The sequence below is a fragment of the Bacillus sp. FSL R5-0416 genome (assembly GCF_037975425.1).
Taxonomy (GTDB): domain Bacteria; phylum Bacillota; class Bacilli; order Bacillales; family Bacillaceae; genus Bacillus; species Bacillus subtilis.
The window spans coordinates 2,838,780-2,860,658 of sequence record NZ_CP150252.1 but is presented as its reverse complement, the minus strand read 5'-3'; the positions used below and the strand labels follow the sequence as shown (position 1 = coordinate 2,860,658).

At 42.9% G+C, this 21,879-nt stretch carries 23 protein-coding genes, 1 tRNA gene, 1 pseudogene and 1 other annotated feature; of the genes and pseudogenes, 20 read left to right on the top strand and 5 right to left on the bottom strand.

Features of this window, described 5'->3' with window-relative positions; translation table 11 throughout:
- The first annotated feature begins 6 nt into the window (after positions 1–6).
- The 5 genes from NYE20_RS15270 to NYE20_RS15250 are packed head-to-tail and all read left to right on the top strand — an operon-like array spanning position 7 to position 3,555.
- A complete protein-coding gene (locus tag NYE20_RS15270; RefSeq protein WP_231834029.1) occupies positions 7–1,611 on the top strand; it encodes a hypothetical protein in 1,605 nt (534 codons plus the stop codon).
- An 11-nt stretch (positions 1,612–1,622) separates the two neighbouring features.
- Positions 1,623–2,012: a hypothetical protein gene (locus tag NYE20_RS15265; RefSeq protein ID WP_159377036.1), complete on the top strand. Its 390-nt coding sequence runs from the start codon at positions 1,623–1,625 to the stop codon at positions 2,010–2,012.
- A complete protein-coding gene (locus NYE20_RS15260) occupies positions 2,013–2,207 on the top strand; it encodes an XkdX family protein (RefSeq protein WP_159377035.1) in 195 nt (64 codons plus the stop codon).
- 60 nt (positions 2,208–2,267) lie between these two features.
- On the top strand, positions 2,268–2,687 hold the full coding sequence (locus NYE20_RS15255) for a holin family protein (RefSeq protein ID WP_159377034.1): 420 nt from the start codon (positions 2,268–2,270) through the stop codon (positions 2,685–2,687).
- A 46-nt stretch (positions 2,688–2,733) separates the two neighbouring features.
- The gene (locus NYE20_RS15250) at positions 2,734–3,555 is read left to right on the top strand and encodes an N-acetylmuramoyl-L-alanine amidase (RefSeq protein ID WP_327839309.1); all 822 of its coding nucleotides are present in this window, start codon (positions 2,734–2,736) and stop codon (positions 3,553–3,555) included.
- 26 nt (positions 3,556–3,581) lie between these two features.
- On the opposite strand, the gene NYE20_RS15245 is transcribed toward NYE20_RS15250, so the two are convergent.
- Positions 3,582–4,436 carry an Abi family protein gene (locus NYE20_RS15245; RefSeq protein ID WP_213397252.1) on the bottom strand — a complete coding sequence of 285 codons (855 nt, stop codon included), beginning with the start codon at positions 4,434–4,436 and terminating at the stop codon, positions 3,582–3,584.
- Positions 4,437–4,596: 160 nt separating this feature from the next.
- Positions 4,597–4,935 carry a YolD-like family protein gene (locus NYE20_RS15240; RefSeq protein ID WP_212036254.1) on the bottom strand — a complete coding sequence of 113 codons (339 nt, stop codon included), beginning with the start codon at positions 4,933–4,935 and terminating at the stop codon, positions 4,597–4,599.
- 132 nt (positions 4,936–5,067) lie between these two features.
- Between NYE20_RS15240 and NYE20_RS15235 the strand changes: the two genes are divergently transcribed.
- The 9 genes and pseudogenes from NYE20_RS15235 (at position 5,068) to NYE20_RS15195 (ending at position 11,619) form a co-directional block, all read left to right on the top strand.
- On the top strand, positions 5,068–6,591 hold the full coding sequence (locus NYE20_RS15235; protein ID WP_041339462.1) for a recombinase family protein: 1,524 nt from the start codon (positions 5,068–5,070) through the stop codon (positions 6,589–6,591).
- 31 nt (positions 6,592–6,622) lie between these two features.
- Positions 6,623–6,709, top strand: a pseudogene (gene gerE, locus NYE20_RS15230) (spore germination transcription factor GerE); the annotation flags it as partial.
- Positions 6,710–6,952: 243 nt separating this feature from the next.
- A complete protein-coding gene (locus NYE20_RS15225) occupies positions 6,953–7,393 on the top strand; it encodes a MarR family transcriptional regulator (protein WP_003229573.1) in 441 nt (146 codons plus the stop codon).
- Positions 7,394–7,400: 7 nt separating this feature from the next.
- The gene (racE, locus tag NYE20_RS15220; RefSeq protein WP_015251521.1) at positions 7,401–8,219 is read left to right on the top strand and encodes a glutamate racemase; all 819 of its coding nucleotides are present in this window, start codon (positions 7,401–7,403) and stop codon (positions 8,217–8,219) included.
- A 114-nt stretch (positions 8,220–8,333) separates the two neighbouring features.
- Complete coding sequence (gerM, locus tag NYE20_RS15215) at positions 8,334–9,434, top strand: spore germination protein GerM (protein WP_021480263.1); 1,101 nt, start codon at positions 8,334–8,336, stop codon at positions 9,432–9,434.
- 110 nt (positions 9,435–9,544) lie between these two features.
- Positions 9,545–10,282 (top strand): ribonuclease PH, encoded by a 738-nt coding sequence (gene rph / locus NYE20_RS15210; RefSeq protein ID WP_161621719.1) that lies wholly within the window; start codon positions 9,545–9,547, stop codon positions 10,280–10,282.
- A 12-nt stretch (positions 10,283–10,294) separates the two neighbouring features.
- A complete protein-coding gene (locus NYE20_RS15205) occupies positions 10,295–10,891 on the top strand; it encodes an XTP/dITP diphosphatase (RefSeq protein ID WP_015251523.1) in 597 nt (198 codons plus the stop codon).
- Between the two features lie 15 nt (positions 10,892–10,906).
- Positions 10,907–11,416 carry a metallophosphoesterase gene (locus tag NYE20_RS15200; protein ID WP_015384295.1) on the top strand — a complete coding sequence of 170 codons (510 nt, stop codon included), beginning with the start codon at positions 10,907–10,909 and terminating at the stop codon, positions 11,414–11,416.
- A gap of 129 nt (positions 11,417–11,545) precedes the next feature.
- Positions 11,546–11,619: transfer RNA gene (locus tag NYE20_RS15195), tRNA-Arg, on the top strand.
- A gap of 63 nt (positions 11,620–11,682) precedes the next feature.
- Here the strand turns inward: NYE20_RS15195 and NYE20_RS15190 are convergent.
- The 3 genes from NYE20_RS15190 to cotQ all read right to left on the bottom strand — a co-directional run bounded on the left by NYE20_RS15190 (position 11,683) and on the right by cotQ (position 13,642).
- Positions 11,683–12,504: a YsnF/AvaK domain-containing protein gene (locus NYE20_RS15190; protein WP_029318199.1), complete on the bottom strand. Its 822-nt coding sequence runs from the start codon at positions 12,502–12,504 to the stop codon at positions 11,683–11,685.
- Positions 12,505–12,687: 183 nt separating this feature from the next.
- On the bottom strand, positions 12,688–13,143 hold the full coding sequence (locus NYE20_RS15185; protein ID WP_339183310.1) for a GNAT family N-acetyltransferase: 456 nt from the start codon (positions 13,141–13,143) through the stop codon (positions 12,688–12,690).
- Positions 13,144–13,306: 163 nt separating this feature from the next.
- Positions 13,307–13,642, bottom strand: a complete 336-nt coding sequence (cotQ, locus tag NYE20_RS15180; protein WP_021480258.1) for an inner spore coat protein CotQ — start codon at positions 13,640–13,642, stop codon at positions 13,307–13,309.
- A gap of 445 nt (positions 13,643–14,087) precedes the next feature.
- Positions 14,088–14,332, top strand: a binding site (T-box leader).
- A 121-nt stretch (positions 14,333–14,453) separates the two neighbouring features.
- Here cotQ and ilvB point away from each other — a divergent pair.
- The 6 genes from ilvB to leuC are packed head-to-tail and all read left to right on the top strand — an operon-like array spanning position 14,454 to position 21,874.
- The gene (gene ilvB, locus NYE20_RS15175; protein ID WP_015251528.1) at positions 14,454–16,178 is read left to right on the top strand and encodes an acetolactate synthase large subunit; all 1,725 of its coding nucleotides are present in this window, start codon (positions 14,454–14,456) and stop codon (positions 16,176–16,178) included.
- Positions 16,175–16,693 (top strand): acetolactate synthase small subunit, encoded by a 519-nt coding sequence (ilvN, locus tag NYE20_RS15170; RefSeq protein WP_004399096.1) that lies wholly within the window; start codon positions 16,175–16,177, stop codon positions 16,691–16,693. Before ilvB ends, ilvN begins: the two co-directional genes overlap by 4 nt.
- Positions 16,694–16,716: 23 nt before the next feature.
- Entirely contained in the window at positions 16,717–17,745 is a 1,029-nt protein-coding gene (gene ilvC, locus NYE20_RS15165; protein WP_003222549.1) for a ketol-acid reductoisomerase, read from the top strand.
- Positions 17,732–19,288, top strand: a complete 1,557-nt coding sequence (locus tag NYE20_RS15160; RefSeq protein WP_032726332.1) for a 2-isopropylmalate synthase — start codon at positions 17,732–17,734, stop codon at positions 19,286–19,288. The genes ilvC and NYE20_RS15160 overlap by 14 nt, the downstream gene beginning before the upstream one ends.
- 20 nt (positions 19,289–19,308) lie before the next feature.
- Positions 19,309–20,406 carry a 3-isopropylmalate dehydrogenase gene (gene leuB / locus NYE20_RS15155; protein WP_101502157.1) on the top strand — a complete coding sequence of 366 codons (1,098 nt, stop codon included), beginning with the start codon at positions 19,309–19,311 and terminating at the stop codon, positions 20,404–20,406.
- Between the two features lie 49 nt (positions 20,407–20,455).
- Positions 20,456–21,874, top strand: a complete 1,419-nt coding sequence (leuC, locus tag NYE20_RS15150) for a 3-isopropylmalate dehydratase large subunit (protein WP_003229604.1) — start codon at positions 20,456–20,458, stop codon at positions 21,872–21,874.
- Positions 21,875–21,879 lie beyond the last annotated feature (5 nt).

Sequence of the window (21,879 nt, the reverse complement as noted above, 5' to 3'; positions counted from 1 at the left end):
TTTTATATGCCTTTTACAAAAGAATTACCTGAATGGGGGAACGCCGGGCAGCGGCCCCCGCAGTCCTCCATTGATGAAGGATACAAACCAATGGACCATCCCCCTGCGGATTGGTTCAACTGGTTTCAAAATACCACCTATCAAGCATTGAAGGAATTGCAAGAGATCGGAGCAACGCAGGATGACGTCACTTCTTCTTTAAATAAAGCAAAGTCATATACAGATGAATTGGCTGCCCGTAGGGATAACCCGAACCAAGTCACAAAGGCACAAGTAGGCTTAGGAAACGTAGACAACGTGCAGCAAGCCACTAAGACTGAGTTCAATGCACACAATACCGATTCTACACGCCATATCACGTCCACAGAGCGTTCAAACTGGAATGCAAAGGAAACAACTACAGGAGCGCAAAACAAGGCTGATACAGCCGAAAAAAACGCAAAAACATACACTGATCAGCACATTAATGATAAAAGCAACCCTCACGGAGTGACAAAAGATCAAGTCGGGCTCAGTAATGTTACCAATGACAAACAGGCAACCAAAACGGAGTTTGACGCACATAACTATAACCAGATTCGACATATTTCTGATGCAGAGCGAACCAAGTGGAATGCTTCGCAATTAAGTAAGATATCGAGTGATGATGGACAGCCATTATTTAATATAACAACAGATGTCCATACAGAATTATTAAATTATCCGAATTTCACGTATTTCTCTTATGCAGGAACAGCCAAAAACTCACCGGGTGCTTCTGGAAGGGGTTTGTGGACGTGCAGCGCAGGGAAGTCTTATGGTCATGTTCTTGTCATGACGAATGACAATAAAACTTATCGTAAATCATTGGCTAACAGTGTATGGACAGATTGGATTGAAATAGAAAGTACAGAAGGAGCTCAGAAGAAAGTCGATGCACATGCCAATCAAACAGATATCCATGTCACAAAATCTGATAAGGATAAATGGAATGGTTCTCAATTATCTAAAATCACTGCAGATTACGGGGGCGTATCAATTGCAGCTAATGAAGGAGAGGACATACTTCAAAAAATAGTTGATCAGGGACGGACAATGGGAACTTTCTATGCTCATGGAAAGGCTGTTAACGCTCCTTCAACTTTTTCAACAAGAGGGATATTTCATCTCACCGGTCTTTCTTCTGACGGGAAAGGTATGTATGGGTGGGTTTACGCTACAGATTACAAGAATAATGTCTTTACAAACTACTATGATGGCAGTACAACGTATTGGCAGGGATGGAAAAGACTTATCCCAAGCGCGGATTTTGAGTCAGTAACGTGGCAAAACGTGACACTGAAAAATGGTGCAGCAAAGGGGGACAGGCCATTCCAGTATGCTAAGTGGGGCAATTTTCTTTTGTTCAGAGGACACATTACAGCACCACGGGAAGTGGTTATTGGTTCAATACCTTCCTCAATGGTTCCGAGTAACGGGGCAGTTGTTCTCGCATCAACGTCTGGAATAACTGGTATTGTTAAACTGGTTGTTTATGGTACGGGTGATTTAAAATTGACTGGTTTAATGTCCAATGATGGCAATGCTGTCACCGGATATCACATGGACGTTAACCCGATTCCATTAGATTAAGGAGGATAAGAATGCTACAGGTTTATAGATATGGTGAAGATTTTAGATTTATTGAGCCGGTTGTGATTTATGAGAAAGATGACGTGGGTAACTATGTTATTCCGCCAGATTGTACAGTGGTTCCAACGCCAGACGATCCTTCTTTTTTCGAGCCGAAATTCGACCCGAAAAAGCAAGAATGGGTTGAATCAGCAACACAAGAAGAGATCGACGAGATATTAAGTAAAGGGGACCATGAAGTTTCTGTAGTTGACCAATTAAAGCAGCAAAATGCAGCACTATCCTTGCAGATTGCCAAGACGGAGAAGGAAAACGAAGATAGACGCATGAGGGAAGCAGAACAGGCTTTTGTCATTGCACAGATGCAAAAACAAATTGAAGAATTGAAGGGGGCAATTTAAATGGCTCGGTATCCAGAAATAGCTGACATCAAGCAGTTTTATGAGTGGAAATGCTATACTGACGAAAAAGTTCAGGAATACGTTGGAATTGAATGGATTACCAAAGAGCAATACAAAGAAATTACTGGAAAGGATTACCCGACTCCCAGCGATACCCCTTCTGGGGAAACTAGTGAACCTGCTGGGGCTGAATAAAGAAGAATAAACGCTTAATAGGCGTTTTTATTTTTGCCTCTAAGGAGGTGATAACAAGAAATGGAGGAGACAACGGTGTTTATTAATTTTGAAACATTGGATTTAGCGAGGATCTATCTGTTTGGAGGTGTGAAATATCTCGATTTATTACTGGTCCTCAGCATTATTGACGTCATAACAGGTGTAATCAAGGCATGGAAGTTTAAGAAGCTGCGGAGCCGGAGCGCTTGGTTCGGTTACGTTCGGAAGATGCTCAGCTTTTTGGTGGTTATTGTGGCAAACATTATTGATACGATTCTCAATCTGAACGGTGTTCTCACATTTGGGACCGTTCTTTTTTATATCGCCAATGAAGGGCTTTCCATTACAGAGAACCTGGCACAGATCGGCGTTAAGATTCCGGCTGCCATTACTGACCGGCTTCATGTAATTGAAGAAGAAAATGAACAAACAACAAAAGATGAACAAGCTGCTGGGTAAACCAGTGGCTCTTTCTAATTCAAAAACAGAATAGGAGAGATCATTTATGACAATCGCAGTGAAAAAGAACCTTGTATCAGAAGCAAAATACGCTTTAAAATGCCCTAATCCGATGACCGCGGAATACATCACCATTCATAACACTTACAATGATGCATCTGCTGCTAACGAGGTCAGCTATATGATCGGAAACACAAGTTCAACGAGCTTTCACTTTGCTGTTGATGATAAAGAGGTAAGGCAGGGCATCCCAACAGAACGCAATGCATGGCACACAGGAGACGGCACAAACGGCACTGGGAACCGTAAGTCTATCGGTGTTGAAATCTGCTACAGCAAGTCAGGAGGGCCTAAATACAGGGCTGCTGAAAAGTTGGCTATCAAGTTTGTTGCTCAGTTGCTTAAAGAACGCGGATGGGGTATTGATCGAGTGCGGAAGCACCAAGATTGGAGCGGAAAGTATTGCCCTCACCGTATTTTAGACGAGGGACGCTGGAATGAGGTTAAAGCGGCTATTGATGCTGAATTAAAAGCACTTGGCGGCAAATCATCCAGCAAGAAAACAACTTCGTCCAAGGCAGTGAAAAAAACAAGCTCAAGCAAAAAGAAATCATCTTTCAATCTGCCTTCTGGCATTTTCAAAGTGAAGAGCCCATTGATGCACAGTGATGCTGTTGAACAGATTCAAACAGCGCTGGCGGCATTGCATTTCTATCCGGATAAGAAAGCCAAAAACTTTGGGATCGATAGCTATTACGGACCGAAAACAGCTGATGCAGTAAGACGGTTCCAGCTGATGAATGGTTTAAATCCTGATGGCATTTATGGACCGAAAACGAAAGCGAAACTAGAAGCTCTCTTGAAATAAACAAAATCCCCCATTTCGGTGGGGGATCAATTAATATAGTCTTCCCAATTATCATGGAAACCCATATGATGCATTTCTATTACGTCATCATACTCTTCTACTAAAATAAGAAAACTATCCAGAAACCTTCTCCATTCATCTGCAGGTAACATTTTCTTTAAGATATAGAAAACAGAAACAATTTTTTTTCGATTCAATTGTACTTCTTTGTACAATTTTACAGAAAAATGGAATTTTTTATTATATAATCTTGAATAATGCGCTGATATGTTTCTTACGTTAGTTAAACAATATAACCAGTTTCCTAAATACGAATGATGAACTCCATAGAAGTTAAGAGATATGTCTTTTTTGTCAGGCGTAAGCATATTTTTAAAGAATTTTGATAACATGTCCATCGAGAATAATTCAATTGCTACCCATAATGGCAGTTGATTATTATATGTATTTTTGTGATGGATAACAAATAACTCTTTGCTATCGGTGATTTTTCTCTCTATAATATCAATGAATTTTTTGTGCTTCTCTTCATCGTAAAAATATTCTGAGTTTTTATATCCTAAACCGTCATACTTCTCGGAAAATTTATAAGCTAATTGAGATCTCAATACAATTTCAATATATTCAGTAGCTTTTAATAGTAAACGTCTTAATTTAGTATCAAAATCATAAAGCCTTAAAGCCTTATTAAAAGAAGCGTCTTCATGGAATTTGTCCCCATCTTTCATCGAAAGCATATACCCAGTTAATCTATAATAATTTATTCTAGTTAGTGTTTTTAAAGCTAGAGGTTCGTCTTCGATAATAAGACCTCGTGTTTTTAATTTTTCTAATTGCTCACTATGTGTATTAAATACTTTGACTGGTTGAGGTGTTGTCATTATTTTCCATCCTTTGGATATAAAAAAGACTCACCGTGGTCCGCATTGTTAAGAGGCGTGTGAGTTCTGTTAATATTACTATACTATATTTATATGGTTTTGTCAACGTACAGTTAGGAAATTGATGTCATTCTTATTTTTTCTTTATAAAGACATGGATTCATTCATCATATGCTTTAACTGTTAAAAGAGAATCAAATTCAATAAAACATGTATCACCTTTTAAATCCTTCACGTGCAGCCTCTGTTTCACTTCATCTATGTAATGAACATGTCCTGTGACTACTTCAATAAAACCGTCTCTGTATACCCTGATGACCAGAACCGAGTTGAATTCCATCGCCTCGCAAATAACACGGGCCATTTCTTCCAGTTGGTATTCATCTAGGATGGGTTTTTCAATTTTTTGGACTTGTTTCTTCCTATTTAATAGCGCTGTCCTTTGCTCAGGCAAAATAAATTTTTGTTCCCATCTCTTGTCGTAAATACCCTCGTTCATTCTGATCAACTCCTTGAACAAATTATACAAGAACAAATGTTCGAAAATCAACCGGAAAAGTATAGGAGGTTCGTAATCATTATGCTATAATCACACTAAAATGTACCAAATGCAAAATAATGGGGTGGTTTAGTGTTCTTCAAAGAGACAGAAACACAGGAGATCATCAAATATGAAGATTACCCTTATGCAGTTTACGCACGGGTTTCCTCAGAAAAAGATGAACAGGTGACATCAATAGCCAACCAAATTGATATTTGTCATCATTGGATTGAGAAAAATAATTACGAATGGAAAGATGAAGCAATCCAATTAGATGATGGGATAAGCGGAACAGTGCTGCTTGATCGAAAAGCAATGCAACTCATTTTAGATAAGGCGCAAAAAAGAAAGCTGAAGATGGTTGTTTTTAAATCAATCAGCCGGCTTGCACGTGATCTTAAAGATGCCCTTGAAATTCGAGAGGTTTTATTGGCTCACGGTGTAAGAGTTGTGACGCTTGAAGAGGGCTACGATAGCCTATATGAAGGCAAAAACTCAATGAAATTTGAAATGTTTTCAATGTTTGCAGCCCAATACCCTCAAACAATTTCAGTGGCAGCCAGTGGGGCACTAGCAGCAAAAGCCCGCCGTGGTGAACATTCCGGCCGTGTACCTTTTGGATTTAAGAAAGAAGGTAAATTCCTAGCTATCAATGAAGAAGAAGCAAAAGTCGTACGTTTTATTTTCGATCTTCATAATAATCATGGATATGGACATAAAAGGATCGTTCTCAAGCTTAACGAAGAATTGGCACTTGGAAACATTGTAAAGCCTCAAAAGACTGAGTTTTGGCAGCTGTCTACAGTACAAACGATTTTAAAGAATCCTATTTATTGTGGCGTGTTTATTGCCAATAGACATACTCAAGTCAAAATAGGGGGACGGAAAAAATTTATCCGCAACCCAAAAGAAAAATGGACTGTTTACAAAGACTGGTGTCCTAAGATCATATCAGAAGAAGAGTATGAGAAAGCTAATAACAAAGAACACAAGATGCGTAAAAAGCGTTTTAACCCTCGGAATGAGCTAAGAGGAATGATGAAATGTGGTGTGTGCGGTTGCAATATGGTTGTGCTGCCGTCGTACAAATACAATCAGAAACGTGAGAAGAAAGAGTTTAATTATTTGAAGTGTAGCGCCTACAGACGAGGTGGAACTGCTCTTTGTGTAAACCATGCTCCGATGCAATATAAGGACTTGCGGGCTTTTGTTATTAAAACACTGAAACAAAAGGGCAAGAAGTTAAAACTAGATGTAAAGTCTGATTTTGAAGAGCAGAAGAAAAACCGGATCAAGCGAACGAAAATAGAAATTGAAAATGCAGAAAACAAGAAAAAACGTCTAATCGAATTGTACTTGGAAGATCAGTTGATCACTAAGACGGAATTCCAGGCGAAGCGAAAAGAGCTTGAAGAACAAATTGAAAAACTGAACGATAAGCTGTTCATGCTTGAGCGTGAGGAAGAAGAAACAATCGACATATCAAATATTAAGAATGCATTCGCACAGCTGGAAAGAACTGATCAGGATTTATTCGAAGCATTTTCAGCGCTTATTGATAAACTTGTAATATACGAGGATGGAACAGTCGATTTCCATTATAAATTCAAGTGATTTCTATTGTTTTAGTTTGCGATAGATATGCATATCAAATGCCATGCAGAAATTGGGTGTGAAAGGGCGTTCGCAAGCCGTTGTTGAGCTTCTTAGAATGGGTGAGCTAGAGCTTTAATCCTTGCCGGTATTCCTTCTTTTGGAAGGAGCCGGTTATTGCTGTTTGTTTGGAACATTCGAAACCATATTTGGAATGCTGTGCAAAACGTAGGCAAGTCATAAATTAAATTTTATTTCTTGATGTTGTTTGACTAAAGTCCTCTATTTCTCTCCTGCGAGTCTTGCATTTTCTTCAAAAAAGAAGGAAAATAGACACGGAACGCTTTTGTGCGTAAGAGATCCTTGAGTGAGGGATGGACAAATGACATCAAAACCTTTGGAGCATGTTGCGGATATTGAAAAGTCACTCCGCCACATTGCCGCGATCATTAAGCAAAAAGGACGAGAAATCCTTAACCAATATGCGATTACGCCGCCGCAATTTGTCGGCTTGCAATGGCTTTATGAATTAGGAGATATGACAATCGGTGAATTATCGGGCAAAATGTATCTGGCATGCAGCACGACAACAGACCTAATCGACCGCATGCAAAAAAATGAGCTTGTTGAGCGGGTCAAGGACCCGGCGGACAGACGTGTTGTCCGGATACATCTGCTGCCTGAAGGAGAACGGATTATCCAAGAGGTCATTACAAAAAGACAGGAATATCTGCGTGATATGTTCGAATCGTTTACAGATGAAGAAATAGCCATCTTCGAAAAATCTTTGATGAAACTGCAGCATGAAATGAAGAGAAAATGAGGCGATTTTGTTGGAACAACCAATAGGAGTCATTGATTCCGGGGTTGGCGGTTTAACCGTTGCGAAGGAAATCATGAGACAGCTACCTAAAGAAAATATTATCTACGTCGGGGATACGAAACGGTGTCCTTATGGGCCGCGCCCTGAAGAAGAGGTGCTTCAATATACGTGGGAGCTGACGAATTATTTACTCGAAAACCACCACATCAAAATGCTGGTGATCGCCTGTAATACAGCAACAGCGATCGCATTGGATGACATCCAGCGAAGCGTCGGTATACCGGTGGTCGGAGTGATTCAGCCTGGTGCGAGAGCAGCGATAAAAGTGACGGATAATCAGCATATCGGTGTCATCGGCACAGAGAATACGATTAAGAGCAATGCATACGAAGAGGCGCTTTTGGCATTAAACCCTGATCTGAAGGTTGAAAACCTTGCCTGCCCGCTGCTTGTGCCTTTTGTGGAAAGCGGGAAGTTTCTCGACAAAACAGCAGACGAGATTGTCAAAACCTCGCTGTATCCGCTAAAAGACACATCGATTGATTCGCTGATTTTAGGCTGCACCCACTATCCCATTTTGAAAGAAGCCATTCAAAGATATATGGGAGAACACGTTAACATTATTTCGTCCGGCGATGAAACAGCCCGGGAAGTCAGCACGATTCTCTCGTATAAAGGGCTGCTGAACCAGTCTGCGAATGCCCCGGATCATCAGTTCTTGACAACAGGAGCGCGTGATCAGTTTGCGAAAATCGCAGACGATTGGTTTGGGCATGAGGTAGGCCATGTGGAATGCATCTCACTGCAAGAACCGATTAGAAGATAGTTTTCCCCGCAACGGTATGTTGCGGGTTTTTTTCTGTTTTGCCGGAATTCTTCGGTCTATTTCCTAAAGAGGCTCGTATACATAATAGTACAAACATCCTTAGGAGGGAAAAGTATGCTGAAAAAAGGACCTGCAGTCATTGGTGCCACTTGTCTCACCTCTGCCTTGCTTTTATCCGGATGCGGTTTGTTTCAATCTGATAAGGCAGCCGAGGAAATTGATCCGCCTCAAGACGTTACATTCGTGAACGATGAAGCGGGTGCCAATTCAAATACAACAGCAGCCAAAAAAACAGAAAGTGAAAAAAGCGATACCGCAAAAGCGGATCAGGCTTCATCTACTGTCATGAGGGAGCTTTATCTCATTGATAAAAACGGGTATGTTGTTGCGCAAACGCTGCCTCTTCCTAAAAGTGAGAGCACGGCTAAGCAGGCGCTTGAATACCTCGTACAGGGCGGGCCTGTGTCAGAAATTCTTCCGAATGGCTTCAGAGCGGTATTGCCGGCTGACACAACTGTTAACGTTGACATCAAAAAAGATGGAACCGCGATAGCTGATTTCTCTAATGAGTTCAAAAATTATAAGAAAGAAGACGAACAGAAAATCGTTCAGTCTGTGACGTGGACGCTGACGCAATTTAGTTCGATAGATAAAGTGAAGCTGAGAATAAACGGGCATGAACTGAAGGAGATGCCTGTAGGAGGGACACCGATCTCAGATGATTTAAGCCGCAAAGACGGCATTAATTTGGAGACAGCCGGTGTAAATGATCTCACTGCTACCCATCCGCTGACAGTCTACTATTTGGCGGAAAATGAAGACAGTGAATACTACGTGCCGGTGACGAAACGAATCGACAATTCGGAAAAAGACGACATCACAGCAGCCATTAATGAATTGGCTAAAGGCCCAAGCAAGGTGAGCGGGCTGTTAACAGACTTCAGTGAAGATGTAAAGCTGGTCAGCAAACCGAAAATCAAAGACGGGCGCGTGACGTTGGATTTCAATCAATCTATATTCGGCAGCGCCGATGAGAAGACGAAAATGATTTCTTCAGAAGTGCTGAACAGCATTGTGCTCACGTTAACGGAGCAGCCGGATATAAAAGGCGTGTCTGTTAAAGTGAACGGAAAATCAGAGCTGGTAAATGAAAAAGGCGAAAAGCTCACAGAACCGGTCTCCAGACCATCTCAAGTGAATACGGGTAGTTTTTAAATTGGGATTTTTGATATACTAGAAAGAAAGAGGTTAGCGTTCCGGCTGCCTCTTTCTTTATTCAATTCCGGGACAAAAATGGTTTATGTACATACAATCGGAGGTAAAACATGAGACATGACGGAAGACAACACGATGAGCTGCGTCCAATCACATTCGATCTGGATTTTATCAGCCATCCGGAAGGTTCTGTTCTAATAACAGCGGGAAATACTAAGGTAATCTGCAACGCGTCTGTTGAGGACCGCGTACCGCCGTTTTTGCGGGGCGGAGGGAAAGGCTGGATTACAGCAGAGTACAGCATGCTGCCGCGGGCAACAAACCAAAGAACAATCAGAGAATCTTCTAAGGGGAAAATTTCCGGCAGAACAATGGAGATCCAACGCCTGATCGGCCGCGCGCTTCGAGCTGTTGTAGATCTGGAAAAGCTCGGTGAACGGACGATTTGGATTGACTGTGATGTCATTCAAGCTGATGGAGGAACTAGAACAGCTTCCATTACAGGCGCATTTCTTGCTATGGCGATTGCGATTGGCAAGATGATCAAAGCAGGAACAATCAAGACAAATCCGATCACTGATTTTCTTGCTGCGATCTCTGTTGGAATTGATAAGGAACAGGGAATTTTGTTAGATTTAAATTATGAAGAAGATTCCTCTGCTGAAGTTGACATGAATGTCATCATGACAGGCAGCGGCCGTTTTGTGGAACTGCAGGGAACCGGGGAAGAGGCAACTTTTTCTAGAGAGGATCTGAACGGTCTTCTAGGTCTTGCGGAAAAAGGAATTCAAGAGCTGATTGACAAGCAAAAAGAAGTGCTGGGTGATTCTCTGCCAGAACTGAAATAAAGAAAGAAAGGCTTGATCATCATGAAAGAAGCAATTATTGCGACACATAATCCGGGAAAAGTGAAGGAATTCAAAGAAATTCTTGAGCCAAGAGGCTATGATGTCAAATCTTTAGCTGAAATTGGATTCACAGAAGAAATTGAAGAAACAGGCCATACATTTGAAGAAAATGCCATTCTGAAAGCGGAAGCTGTTGCCAAAGCAGTGAACAAAATGGTGATTGCGGACGACTCCGGTCTATCCATCGATAATCTTGGCGGCAGACCCGGGGTTTATTCAGCCCGCTATGCAGGGGAACAGAAAGACGACCAGGCAAATATCGAAAAAGTGCTCAGCGAGCTGAAAGGTATCGAAAAAGAACAGCGCACCGCCCGTTTCCGCTGCGCACTGGCCGTGAGTATTCCCGGTGAGGAAACAAAAACAGTCGAAGGCCATGTTGAAGGGTATATTGCCGAAGAACCGAGAGGAGAATATGGCTTTGGCTATGACCCAATCTTTATCGTGAAAGATAAAGATAAGACAATGGCTGAACTGACAAGTGATGAAAAAAATAAAATCAGCCATAGGGCTGACGCGCTTAAAAAGCTGTCTAAGCTTTTGGAGGCTTAAGGAGGAAGCTTGTACATGAACGTGCTGATTATCAGTGACAGCCATGGGCTTGAAGAAGAACTCCAAACCATTGCGAAACGGCATGAGGCAGAAGTTGATCTCATGATTCATTGCGGGGACTCTGAGCTTGAAACGAGGCATCCTGCATTGGAGCCTTATGCGGTTGTAAAAGGCAATTGCGATTTTGCCGGCGATTTTAAGGACGAGCTTCTACTGACTGCCGGTTCAAGAAAAATACTGGTCACACACGGCCACCTTCACGGTATAAAACAGACCTTGTTAAACGTATACTATCGTGCAGAGGAGCTCGGAGCGGATATTATCTGCTTCGGGCATTCGCACATCGCGGGAAGCGAAGTGCTGCGGGGCAAGCTGATGATTAACCCAGGCAGCATCCGGCTTCCGAGGGTGCGCAGGACAGAAAGCTATGCTATACTGACATTAGAAAATGATGCTGCGACAGTCCGTTTTTACGACCAAGCAGGCAATGAAATTGAGGATCTGCAAAACCGAGTCACACTATGAAAATGTCATGAGGAAGAAAATTTTCTTCCTCATGAAAAAAATTCTAAAAAACCGTTGACTTATTGTTGCATCCCATATATAATAAATCTTGTCGCTGATAGTTAAAGCGAAAAACAAAAAATAAAACGTGTCCCAGTAGCTCAGCTGGATAGAGCAACGGCCTTCTAAGCCGTCGGTCGGGAGTTCGAATCTCTCCTGGGACGTACCAAAAGAAAAACCTCAAATCTATTTAGGATTTGAGGTTTTTTGTTGTCGTGTTATGATTTTCATTTGTTATTTAACGGATCATCATCCAAGCCGTCAACTTTTCCTTCTTTATTCAGACGAGGTTCTTCTTTTTTCACAGTTTCAGAAATATGTTCATTTTCTTCAACAGTGCGTTTGCCGACAACCACTTCATCAGTGACAACCGGTTTTTTAGTCACTTCAAGCTTTTCCTCAACGATTGGAACTCTGATCTCTTCCGAATCGTTGACGGGAGCAGCGTCCGTTTTATTTTCATCCACTGGACGGCGTTCGACATAAATTTCATCATGTCTCACAGGAATGTCCATATCTCTTTTTTCTGTTTTCACTTCTTTTCCTATTTCTACTTCGCCGGTTTGAACGTCTTCCTTATCGACCTTCAGCTGTTCTTCTCGGAGCGGCATCGTTTTTTCTTCTTTCGTTGTATAATCCAATTCATTTGTGCTTGAAAAGCCGCCTGAAAGGGCATTGCCGTTATCAATAGGAGCAATTACATCTGCATCTGTATCGACGGCTACCAGAAGTTTTCCGTCATCCAAATCTTCTTGATACTTGTCTATTTCATCAGTTTTAATATCCAAGTCGGATAATGCTTTGCTGTGTGTAGCAGTATCATCCATTGTGAAATAATCTTTCAGTTTATCGAAAAAAGATTCAGATTCGTCCTGATGTGCATCGATAGCTTGATTGACTTCTGTTCCTGTACGTGACTCCAAATAATCTGTATCTCGCCGGCTTGTCACAACAGAAATGTCATCAGAATCATAGCCTTTTGTGAGTAAGCCTTCAATTGCTGCGATGGTTTCCTGCGGGGTATCGTATACACCAACTATGCTTTTCATATCAATCTCCTCCTTTATGAATTTGCATGATATCGTTCATGTCGTTTGTAATTCCCGCTGTTCTTTGAATTAAACAAAATTGAAAACATTGGCGTGTATCATAAAGGTGAAAAATGTGTGAATATAAAAAAAGATAGATAAGACAGACCTTCCCCTGCACTTATCTATCCTTATAAAGCCGTCTCACAATTCCTTCGTCATAAACACACTGTTTGGATCTTCAACGTAGTCTGCAAACGGTTCGCAATACTGGAAACCGAAGCTTTCATACAACTTTCTTGCCGGCTCAAATGAAGCCATTGAACCCGTTTCTAAGCTTAACCGCTCATAGCCTCGCTTTCCAGCTTCTTCAATGATATGCTGGAGAATTTGTTTGGCAACGCCTTTTCTTAAATGTGATGCAGATGTTCGCATTGATTTGATTTCTCCGTGCCGGCTGTCCAGTTCTTTTAGCGCTCCGCAACCGGCTAGTTCATCACCCTCCCATGCACTCCAAAATGTTATTCCAGGCCCTCTTAGTTTCTCTAAACCTAAGGCATGGATGCTTTCCGGCGGGGACATAAGCGTCATGCTATGTAAATGCTCATTCACCAGTGAAACCACCTGATGTCCAGTAAAATCTTCTATTTTTATATGCATTTTATTCCTCCTCAAACATTCATCTTAATCATATTCGATCCTGTTTCCAACTATAAAGACAGATAATCTGACAGTATTGAAGCCTTTTTGGAATGTATGAGCTTCAAAAGATGCTTGAAAGCAAAAAAGAGGCCGAAATCGTGTTCGGCCCTTGCAGTTTTCTTTAATATCTAAAGCCTCCATGCACACCGGCTGTTCCGCTAAAACCGCCGACATGTGTCGCCGGAATACTGAACCCGCCGCTATGGCCGCTGAAGCCAGTGCCTGAAAATTGCTGCCCGAAAAAATCTGAAGTGTATGGATAAGAGGAGTACATAGCAGAGGGAGTGGTTAACGGGCTATATGCCTGGCTGAACGGCTGTCCGTATCCGTAGCCTCCAAATGGCTGATGGCTTTGCTGGTAAAAGGAAGGGACAGCAGGATAATGATGCTGCGGAAAGCTCGGGAAGCTTGGAAAGCCTGCAGGGAATCCTTGCATGTCTGCTAATGATTTATTCATCGTATCACCTTTTCTTTGCAAGATACCATTAATGTATGCCGGGGAATAATAGGGGTGCCTATCCGAAATTGAAATGGATTGCAGATGATCTGTCAGACTCAATCCATATACGATTCATAGCGTGTTATAAAATCTTACATGTTTATATAAAATTAAATAATTCTGGTGTATTCTTGATAGATTAATAAAAAAATTATAAAAACTTTTAACATTTGCAATTCCTTTTGTACCAATAATGAAAGCGTATACAATATAGATTGATTAATCAAAATTGTCTAATAATTTTAAAAAATGCTGTTGACACTGCGTCCAAAGCGACGTAATATGAGTTCAACAAAAGATAAACGCAAGCTTCACAAGCGAAAATCATCGCAGTATGATTCTGAAAAAATGAAAAACAAACGACCTTCTTGAACAGCTGGAAAGCCGTTCCGAAGGCTGAATATGAAAAGCGCAGATGAGGATAAGTAGCCTTGAAAAAGCTTTCTACAGAGAACCGGGTTAGCTGAGAACCGGCGAAGCTTTACAAGGTGAACTCGCCTCAGAGTGCCAGTCTGAAATGACAGTAGGACTTGGCCGGGTGAACTTGATTCACTCGTTACTAAAGCGGATAGAAATATCCATGAGACGGCCGACTAAGGCCGTAAACAAGGGTGGTACCGCGGAAAGAAAAGCCTTTTCGCCCCTTTTAGCTATCGCAGTTACTGCGCGGCTGATTGTGGGCGGAAGGGCTTTTTTTATTGAATAATCAGCTATCTAGCTAATGAAAAGATGATCTTTAAAGGATGAAAATCCAAAAGGAGGAACTAAAATGGGGACTAATGTACAGGTGGATTCAGCATCTGCCAAATGTACACAGACGATGAGCGGAGCATTAATGCTGATTGAATCATTAAAAAAAGAGAAAGTAGAAATGATCTTCGGTTATCCGGGTGGGGCTGTGCTTCCGATTTACGATAAGCTATACAATTCAGGGTTGGTACATATCCTTCCCCGTCACGAACAAGGAGCAATTCATGCAGCGGAGGGATACGCAAGGGTCTCCGGAAAACCGGGTGTCGTCATTGCCACGTCAGGGCCGGGAGCGACAAACCTTGTTACAGGCCTTGCTGATGCCATGATTGATTCATTGCCGTTAGTTGTCTTTACAGGGCAGGTAGCAACCTCTGTAATCGGGAGCGATGCATTTCAGGAAGCAGACATTTTAGGGATTACGATGCCAGTAACAAAACACAGCTACCAGGTTCGCCAGCCGGAAGATCTGCCGCGCATCATTAAAGAAGCGTTCCATATTGCAACAACTGGAAGACCCGGACCTGTATTGATTGATATTCCGAAAGATGTAGCAACAATTGAAGGAGAATTCAGCTACGATCATGAGATGAATCTCCCGGGATACCAGCCGACAACAGAGCCGAATTATTTGCAGATCCGCAAGCTTGTGGAAGCCGTGAGCAGTGCGAAAAAACCGGTGATCCTGGCGGGTGCGGGCGTACTGCACGGAAAAGCGTCAGAAGAATTAAAAAATTATGCTGAACAGCAGCAAATCCCTGTGGCACACACCCTTTTGGGGCTCGGAGGCTTCCCGGCTGACCATCCGCTTTTCCTAGGGATGGCGGGAATGCACGGTACTTATACTGCCAATATGGCCCTTCATGAATGTGATCTATTAATCAGTATCGGCGCCCGTTTTGATGACCGTGTCACAGGAAACCTGAAACACTTTGCCAGAAATGCAAAGATAGCCCACATCGATATTGATCCAGCTGAAATCGGAAAAATCATGAAAACACAGATTCCTGTAGTCGGAGACAGCAAAATTGTCCTGCAGGAGCTGATCAAACAAGACGGCAAACAAAGCGATTCAAGCGAATGGAAAAAACAGCTCGCAGAATGGAAAGAAGAGTATCCGCTCTGGTATGTAGATAATGAAGAAGAAGGTTTTAAACCTCAGAAATTGATTGAATATATTCATCAATTTACAAAAGGAGAGGCCATTGTCGCAACAGATGTAGGCCAGCATCAAATGTGGTCAGCGCAATTTTATCCGTTCCAAAAAGCAGATAAATGGGTCACGTCAGGCGGACTTGGAACGATGGGATTCGGTCTTCCGGCGGCGATCGGCGCACAGCTGGCCGAAAAAGATGCTACTGTTGTCGCGGTTGTCGGAGACGGCGGATTCCAAATGACGCTTCAAGAACTCGATGTTATTCGCGAATTAAATCTTCCGGTCAAGGTAGTGATTTTAAATAACGCTTGTCTCGGAATGGTCAGACAGTGGCAGGAAATTTTCTATGAAGAACGTTATTCAGAATCTAAATTCGCTTCTCAGCCTGACTTCGTCAAATTGTCCGAAGCATACGGCATTAAAGGCATCAGAATTTCATCAGAAGCGGAAGCAAAGGAAAAGCTGGAAGAGGCATTAACATCAAGAGAACCTGTTGTCATTGACGTGCGGGTTGCCAGCGAAGAAAAAGTATTCCCGATGGTGGCTCCGGGGAAAGGGCTGCATGAAATGGTGGGGGTGAAACCTTGAAAAGAATTATCACATTGACTGTGGTGAACCGCTCCGGGGTGTTAAACCGGATCACCGGTCTATTCACAAAAAGGCATTACAACATTGAAAGCATTACAGTTGGACACACAGAAACAGCCGGCGTTTCCAGAATCACCTTCGTCGTTCATGTTGAAGGTGAAAATGATGTTGAACAGTTAACGAAACAGCTCAACAAACAGATTGATGTGCTGAAAGTCACAGACATCACAAATCAATCGATTGTCCAGAGGGAGCTGGCCTTAATCAAGGTTGTCTCCGCACCTTCAACGAGAACAGAGATTAATGGAATCATAGAACCGTTTAGAGCCTCTGTCGTTGATGTCAGCAGAGACAGCATCGTTGTTCAGGTGACGGGTGAATCTAACAAAATTGAAGCGCTTATTGAGTTATTAAAACCTTATGGCATTAAAGAAATCGCGAGAACAGGTACAACGGCTTTTGCGAGGGGAACCCAGCAAAAGGCGTCATCCAATAAAACAATATCTATTGTATAAAACATAACAAGGGAGAGATTAAAATGGTAAAAGTATATTATAACGGTGATATCAAAGAGAACGTATTGGCTGGAAAAACAGTAGCGGTTATCGGGTACGGTTCGCAAGGCCACGCACATGCCCTGAACCTTAAAGAAAGCGGAGTAGACGTGATCGTCGGTGTTAGACAAGGAAAATCTTTCACTCAAGCCCAAGAAGACGGACATAAAGTATTTTCAGTAAAAGAAGCGGCAGCCCAAGCCGAAATCATCATGGTTCTGCTTCCGGATGAGCAGCAGCAAAAAGTTTACGAAGCTGAAATCAAAGATGAATTGACAGCAGGAAAATCATTAGTATTTGCTCATGGATTTAACGTGCATTTCCATCAAATTGTTCCTCCGGCGGATGTAGATGTATTCTTAGTGGCACCTAAAGGCCCGGGACACTTGGTAAGAAGAACATATGAGCAAGGAGCCGGCGTACCTGCATTGTTCGCAATCTATCAAGATGTGACTGGAGAAGCAAGGGACAAAGCCCTCGCTTATGCCAAAGGAATCGGCGGCGCAAGAGCGGGCGTATTAGAAACGACATTTAAAGAAGAAACAGAAACAGATTTGTTCGGTGAGCAAGCAGTTCTTTGCGGCGGATTAAGCGCGCTTGTCAAAGCCGGATTTGAAACATTAACTGAAGCAGGTTATCAGCCTGAACTTGCATACTTCGAGTGCCTTCATGAGCTGAAATTAATCGTAGACCTTATGTACGAAGAAGGACTTGCAGGAATGAGATATTCAATCTCTGACACAGCACAGTGGGGAGATTTCGTATCAGGCCCTCGCGTTGTGGACGCTAAAGTAAAAGAATCTATGAAAGAAGTATTAAAAGATATCCAAAACGGTACATTCGCAAAAGAGTGGATCGTCGAAAACCAAGTAAACCGTCCTCGTTTCAACGCTATCAATGCAAGCGAGAACGAACATCAAATCGAAGTAGTGGGAAGAAAGCTTCGTGAAATGATGCCGTTTGTGAAACAAGGCAAGAAGAAGGAAGCGGTGGTCTCCGTTGCGCAAAATTAATTTTTTCGATACGACGCTTCGTGATGGTGAACAGTCCCCTGGAGTGAACTTGAATACACAGGAGAAACTTGCCATAGCTAAGCAGCTCGAAAGACTCGGGGCAGATATCATTGAAGCGGGATTTCCCGCTTCGTCCCGAGGTGACTTTTTAGCTGTTCAGGAAATCGCAAGAACCATTAAAAATTGTTCAGTAACTGGTCTGGCCCGTTGTGTAAAAGGTGATATTGATGCTGCTTGGGAAGCGTTAAAAGAAGGTTCTCACCCGAGAATTCATGTTTTTATCGCCACATCGGACATTCATTTGAAGCACAAGCTGAAAATGACACGTGAGCAAGTCATTGAAAGAGCGGTTGAAATGGTGAAATACGCAAAAGAACGTTTTCCGATTGTGCAATGGTCAGCTGAAGATGCCTGCCGCACTGAACTGCCGTTTCTAGCAGAAATAGTCGAAAAAGTGATTGACGCAGGCGCCAGTGTTATCAATCTTCCGGACACTGTCGGCTACCTGGCTCCGGCGGAATACGGAAATATCTTTAGATATATGAAGGAAAACGTTCCGAACATTCACAAAGCAAAGCTTTCAGCCCACTGTCATGATGATTTAGGAATGGCAGTCGCAAACTCTCTTGCTGCGATTGAAAATGGCGCTGATCAAATCGAATGCGCTGTGAACGGGATCGGTGAAAGAGCCGGAAACGCGGCATTAGAGGAAATTGCCGTAGCCCTCCATACCAGAAAAGATTTCTACCAAGTCGAAACAGGCATTACACTGAACGAGATTAAGAGAACAAGTGATTTAGTAAGCAAACTGACAGGCATGGCTGTCCCGCGCAACAAAGCGGTTGTTGGAGATAATGCATTTGCTCATGAATCAGGCATCCATCAGGACGGCTTTTTAAAAGAAAAATCGACTTATGAAATTATTTCACCGGAGCTTGTCGGTGTAACCGCAGATGCGCTTGTCCTAGGTAAACATTCCGGACGCCACGCATTTAAAGACCGGCTGACTGCTTTAGGATTCCAATTTGACAGTGAAGAGATTAATAAATTCTTTACGATGTTCAAAGAGTTGACTGAGAAGAAAAAAGAAATCACTGATGAGGATCTTGTTTCTCTTATTTTAGAAGAAAAAGTAACAGATCGCAAGATTGGGTATGAATTTCTTTCTCTTCAAGTACATTACGGAACAAGTCAGGTCCCTACGGCTACTCTTTCGTTGAAAAATCAAGAAAACGCAGAGCTTATTCAGGAAGCTGCAACTGGAGCTGGAAGCGTGGAAGCAATCTACAATACGCTTGAGCGCTGCATCGATAAGGACGTAGAGCTCTTAGACTACCGCATTCAGTCTAACAGAAAAGGCGAAGATGCATTTGCCCAGGTGTATGTAAGAGTTTTGGTGAACGGAAAAGAATCAGCAGGGCGGGGCATAGCGCAAGACGTATTAGAAGCATCAGCGAAAGCTTATTTGAACGCAGTCAACCGTCAATTGGTTTTCCAGTCGAATATGAGCGGATTGAAAAACCACACAGCTGTCGGATCATAAAAGAAAGGAGAACGGTTAACTTGAAGAAACGTATTGCTCTATTGCCCGGAGACGGGATCGGCCCTGAAGTATTAGAATCAGCGACAGACGTACTGAAAAGTGTTGCCGAACGCTTTAACCATGAATTTGAATTTGAATATGGCCTGATTGGAGGGGCGGCTATTGATGAACATCATAACCCCCTCCCGGAGGAAACCGTTGCTGCTTGTAAAAATGCAGACGCGATATTGCTTGGCGCTGTCGGCGGACCGAAATGGGATCAAAATCCTTCGGAACTGAGACCGGAAAAAGGGCTGCTCAGCATCAGAAAACAGCTTGATTTGTTTGCGAATTTACGGCCTGTGAAGGTATTTGAAAGCCTTTCTGACGCTTCGCCTTTGAAAAAAGAATATATAGATAATGTTGATTTCGTTATCGTTCGTGAACTCACAGGCGGCTTGTATTTCGGCCAGCCGAGCAAACGCTATGTAAACACTGAAGGTGAGCAGGAAGCAGTAGATACACTGTTTTATAAGCGAACGGAAATTGAACGAGTGATCAGAGAGGGCTTCAAAATGGCGGCAGCCAGAAAAGGCAAAGTGACCTCTGTAGATAAAGCGAATGTTCTTGAATCAAGCCGGCTGTGGCGTGAAGTGGCTGAGGACGTTGCGAAAGAATTTCCTGATGTGAAGCTTGAGCACATGCTTGTGGATAACGCGGCCATGCAGCTAATCTATGCACCGAATCAATTTGATGTCGTTGTGACTGAAAATATGTTCGGTGATATTTTAAGCGATGAAGCGTCCATGCTTACAGGCTCGCTCGGAATGCTCCCGTCAGCCAGCCTATCAAGCTCTGGTCTTCATCTGTTTGAACCTGTTCATGGCTCCGCGCCTGATATTGCCGGTAAAGGGATGGCAAATCCGTTCGCAGCCATATTGTCAGCGGCAATGCTTTTGAGAACATCTTTCGGGCTTGAAGAGGAAGCGAAAGCTGTAGAAGATGCGGTAAACAAAGTCTTGGCTTCTGGGAAAAGAACAAAAGATTTGGCACGGGGTGAAGAGTTCAGCAGCACTCAGGCCATTACAGAGGAAGTTAAGGCAGCAATCATGAGTGAAAATACAATGTCTAATGTGTGACAGCTTACGTTAAGCGGTCTTAGCTCTAGGTAGAGGGAGGAAATAAAAGATGATGCCTCGAACAATCATCGAAAAGATTTGGGATCAGCATATTGTAAAACATGGTGAGGGAAAGCCGGATCTTCTCTATATTGATTTGCACCTCATTCATGAGGTGACGTCTCCTCAGGCATTTGAAGGCTTGAGACAAAAGGGAAGAAAGGTCAGAAGACCCCAAAACACATTTGCGACAATGGACCACAACATCCCGACTGTCAATCGTTTTGAGATAAAGGATGAAGTTGCGAAACGCCAGGTAACGGCGCTTGAAAGAAACTGTGAGGAATTTGGCGTGCGCCTTGCCGATCTTCACAGTGTGGATCAAGGGATTGTCCATGTCGTCGGACCTGAACTAGGCTTAACGCTTCCAGGGAAAACGATTGTGTGCGGGGACAGTCATACATCAACACATGGCGCTTTCGGCGCTCTTGCATTTGGAATCGGGACGAGTGAGGTTGAACATGTCCTTTCCACACAGACACTTTGGCAGCAGCGTCCAAAAACACTTGAAGTGCGCGTAGATGGAACGCTTCAAAAAGGGGTAACGGCAAAGGATGTCATCCTTGCTGTCATCGGCAAATACGGTGTGAAATTCGGCACAGGCTACGTCATTGAATACACTGGGGAAGTATTCAGAAATATGACGATGGATGAACGAATGACCGTTTGTAACATGTCAATTGAAGCAGGAGCAAGAGCAGGTTTGATTGCACCTGACGAGGTGACGTTTGAATATTGCAAAAATCGCAAGTACACGCCAAAAGGCGAAGAATTTGACAAGGCCGTAGAGGAATGGAAGGCGCTGCGCACAGACCCGGGCGCTGTTTACGATAAATCTATTGTCCTTGACGGCAACAAAATTTCCCCTATGGTGACATGGGGCATTAACCCGGGAATGGTTCTTCCTGTCGATTCTGAAGTTCCTGCGCCGGAAAGCTTTTCTGCAGAAGACGATAAAAAAGAAGCGATTCGTGCTTATGAATATATGGGATTGACTCCTCACCAAAAAATTGAAGACATTAAAGTGGAGCACGTATTTATCGGTTCCTGCACAAATTCCCGCATGACTGACCTTCGACAGGCTGCTGACATGATCAAAGGGAAGAAGGTAGCTGACAGCGTAAGGGCCATCGTGGTGCCCGGATCCCAAAGCGTGAAGCTTCAGGCTGAAAAAGAAGGGCTTGACCAGATTTTCTTGGAAGCTGGATTTGAATGGAGAGAGTCAGGCTGCAGCATGTGTTTGAGTATGAATAATGATGTTGTTCCTGAGGGAGAGCGCTGTGCATCAACCTCTAACCGCAACTTCGAGGGCAGACAAGGAAAAGGTGCAAGAACACATCTCGTCAGCCCGGCAATGGCTGCGATGGCTGCCATTCACGGACACTTCGTTGATGTCAGAAAGTTTTATCAGGAAAAAACAGTTGTGTAAGGAGT

Coding starts and splice junctions, on each gene's coding strand:
- NYE20_RS15270 (WP_231834029.1), top strand. CDS start 7: ATGCCTTTTACAAAAGAATTACCTGAATGGGGGAACGCCGGGCAGCGG.
- NYE20_RS15265 (WP_159377036.1), top strand. CDS start 1,623: ATGCTACAGGTTTATAGATATGGTGAAGATTTTAGATTTATTGAGCCG.
- NYE20_RS15260 (WP_159377035.1), top strand. CDS start 2,013: ATGGCTCGGTATCCAGAAATAGCTGACATCAAGCAGTTTTATGAGTGG.
- NYE20_RS15255 (WP_159377034.1), top strand. CDS start 2,268: ATGGAGGAGACAACGGTGTTTATTAATTTTGAAACATTGGATTTAGCG.
- NYE20_RS15250 (WP_327839309.1), top strand. CDS start 2,734: ATGACAATCGCAGTGAAAAAGAACCTTGTATCAGAAGCAAAATACGCT.
- NYE20_RS15245 (WP_213397252.1), bottom strand. CDS start 4,436: ATGACAACACCTCAACCAGTCAAAGTATTTAATACACATAGTGAGCAA.
- NYE20_RS15240 (WP_212036254.1), bottom strand. CDS start 4,935: ATGAACGAGGGTATTTACGACAAGAGATGGGAACAAAAATTTATTTTG.
- NYE20_RS15225 (WP_003229573.1), top strand. CDS start 6,953: ATGACATCAAAACCTTTGGAGCATGTTGCGGATATTGAAAAGTCACTC.
- gerM (WP_021480263.1), top strand. CDS start 8,334: ATGCTGAAAAAAGGACCTGCAGTCATTGGTGCCACTTGTCTCACCTCT.
- rph (WP_161621719.1), top strand. CDS start 9,545: ATGAGACATGACGGAAGACAACACGATGAGCTGCGTCCAATCACATTC.
- NYE20_RS15200 (WP_015384295.1), top strand. CDS start 10,907: ATGAACGTGCTGATTATCAGTGACAGCCATGGGCTTGAAGAAGAACTC.
- NYE20_RS15190 (WP_029318199.1), bottom strand. CDS start 12,504: ATGAAAAGCATAGTTGGTGTATACGATACCCCGCAGGAAACCATCGCA.
- NYE20_RS15185 (WP_339183310.1), bottom strand. CDS start 13,143: ATGCATATAAAAATAGAAGATTTTACTGGACATCAGGTGGTTTCACTG.
- cotQ (WP_021480258.1), bottom strand. CDS start 13,642: ATGAATAAATCATTAGCAGACATGCAAGGATTCCCTGCAGGCTTTCCA.
- ilvB (WP_015251528.1), top strand. CDS start 14,454: ATGGGGACTAATGTACAGGTGGATTCAGCATCTGCCAAATGTACACAG.
- ilvC (WP_003222549.1), top strand. CDS start 16,717: ATGGTAAAAGTATATTATAACGGTGATATCAAAGAGAACGTATTGGCT.
- leuC (WP_003229604.1), top strand. CDS start 20,456: ATGATGCCTCGAACAATCATCGAAAAGATTTGGGATCAGCATATTGTA.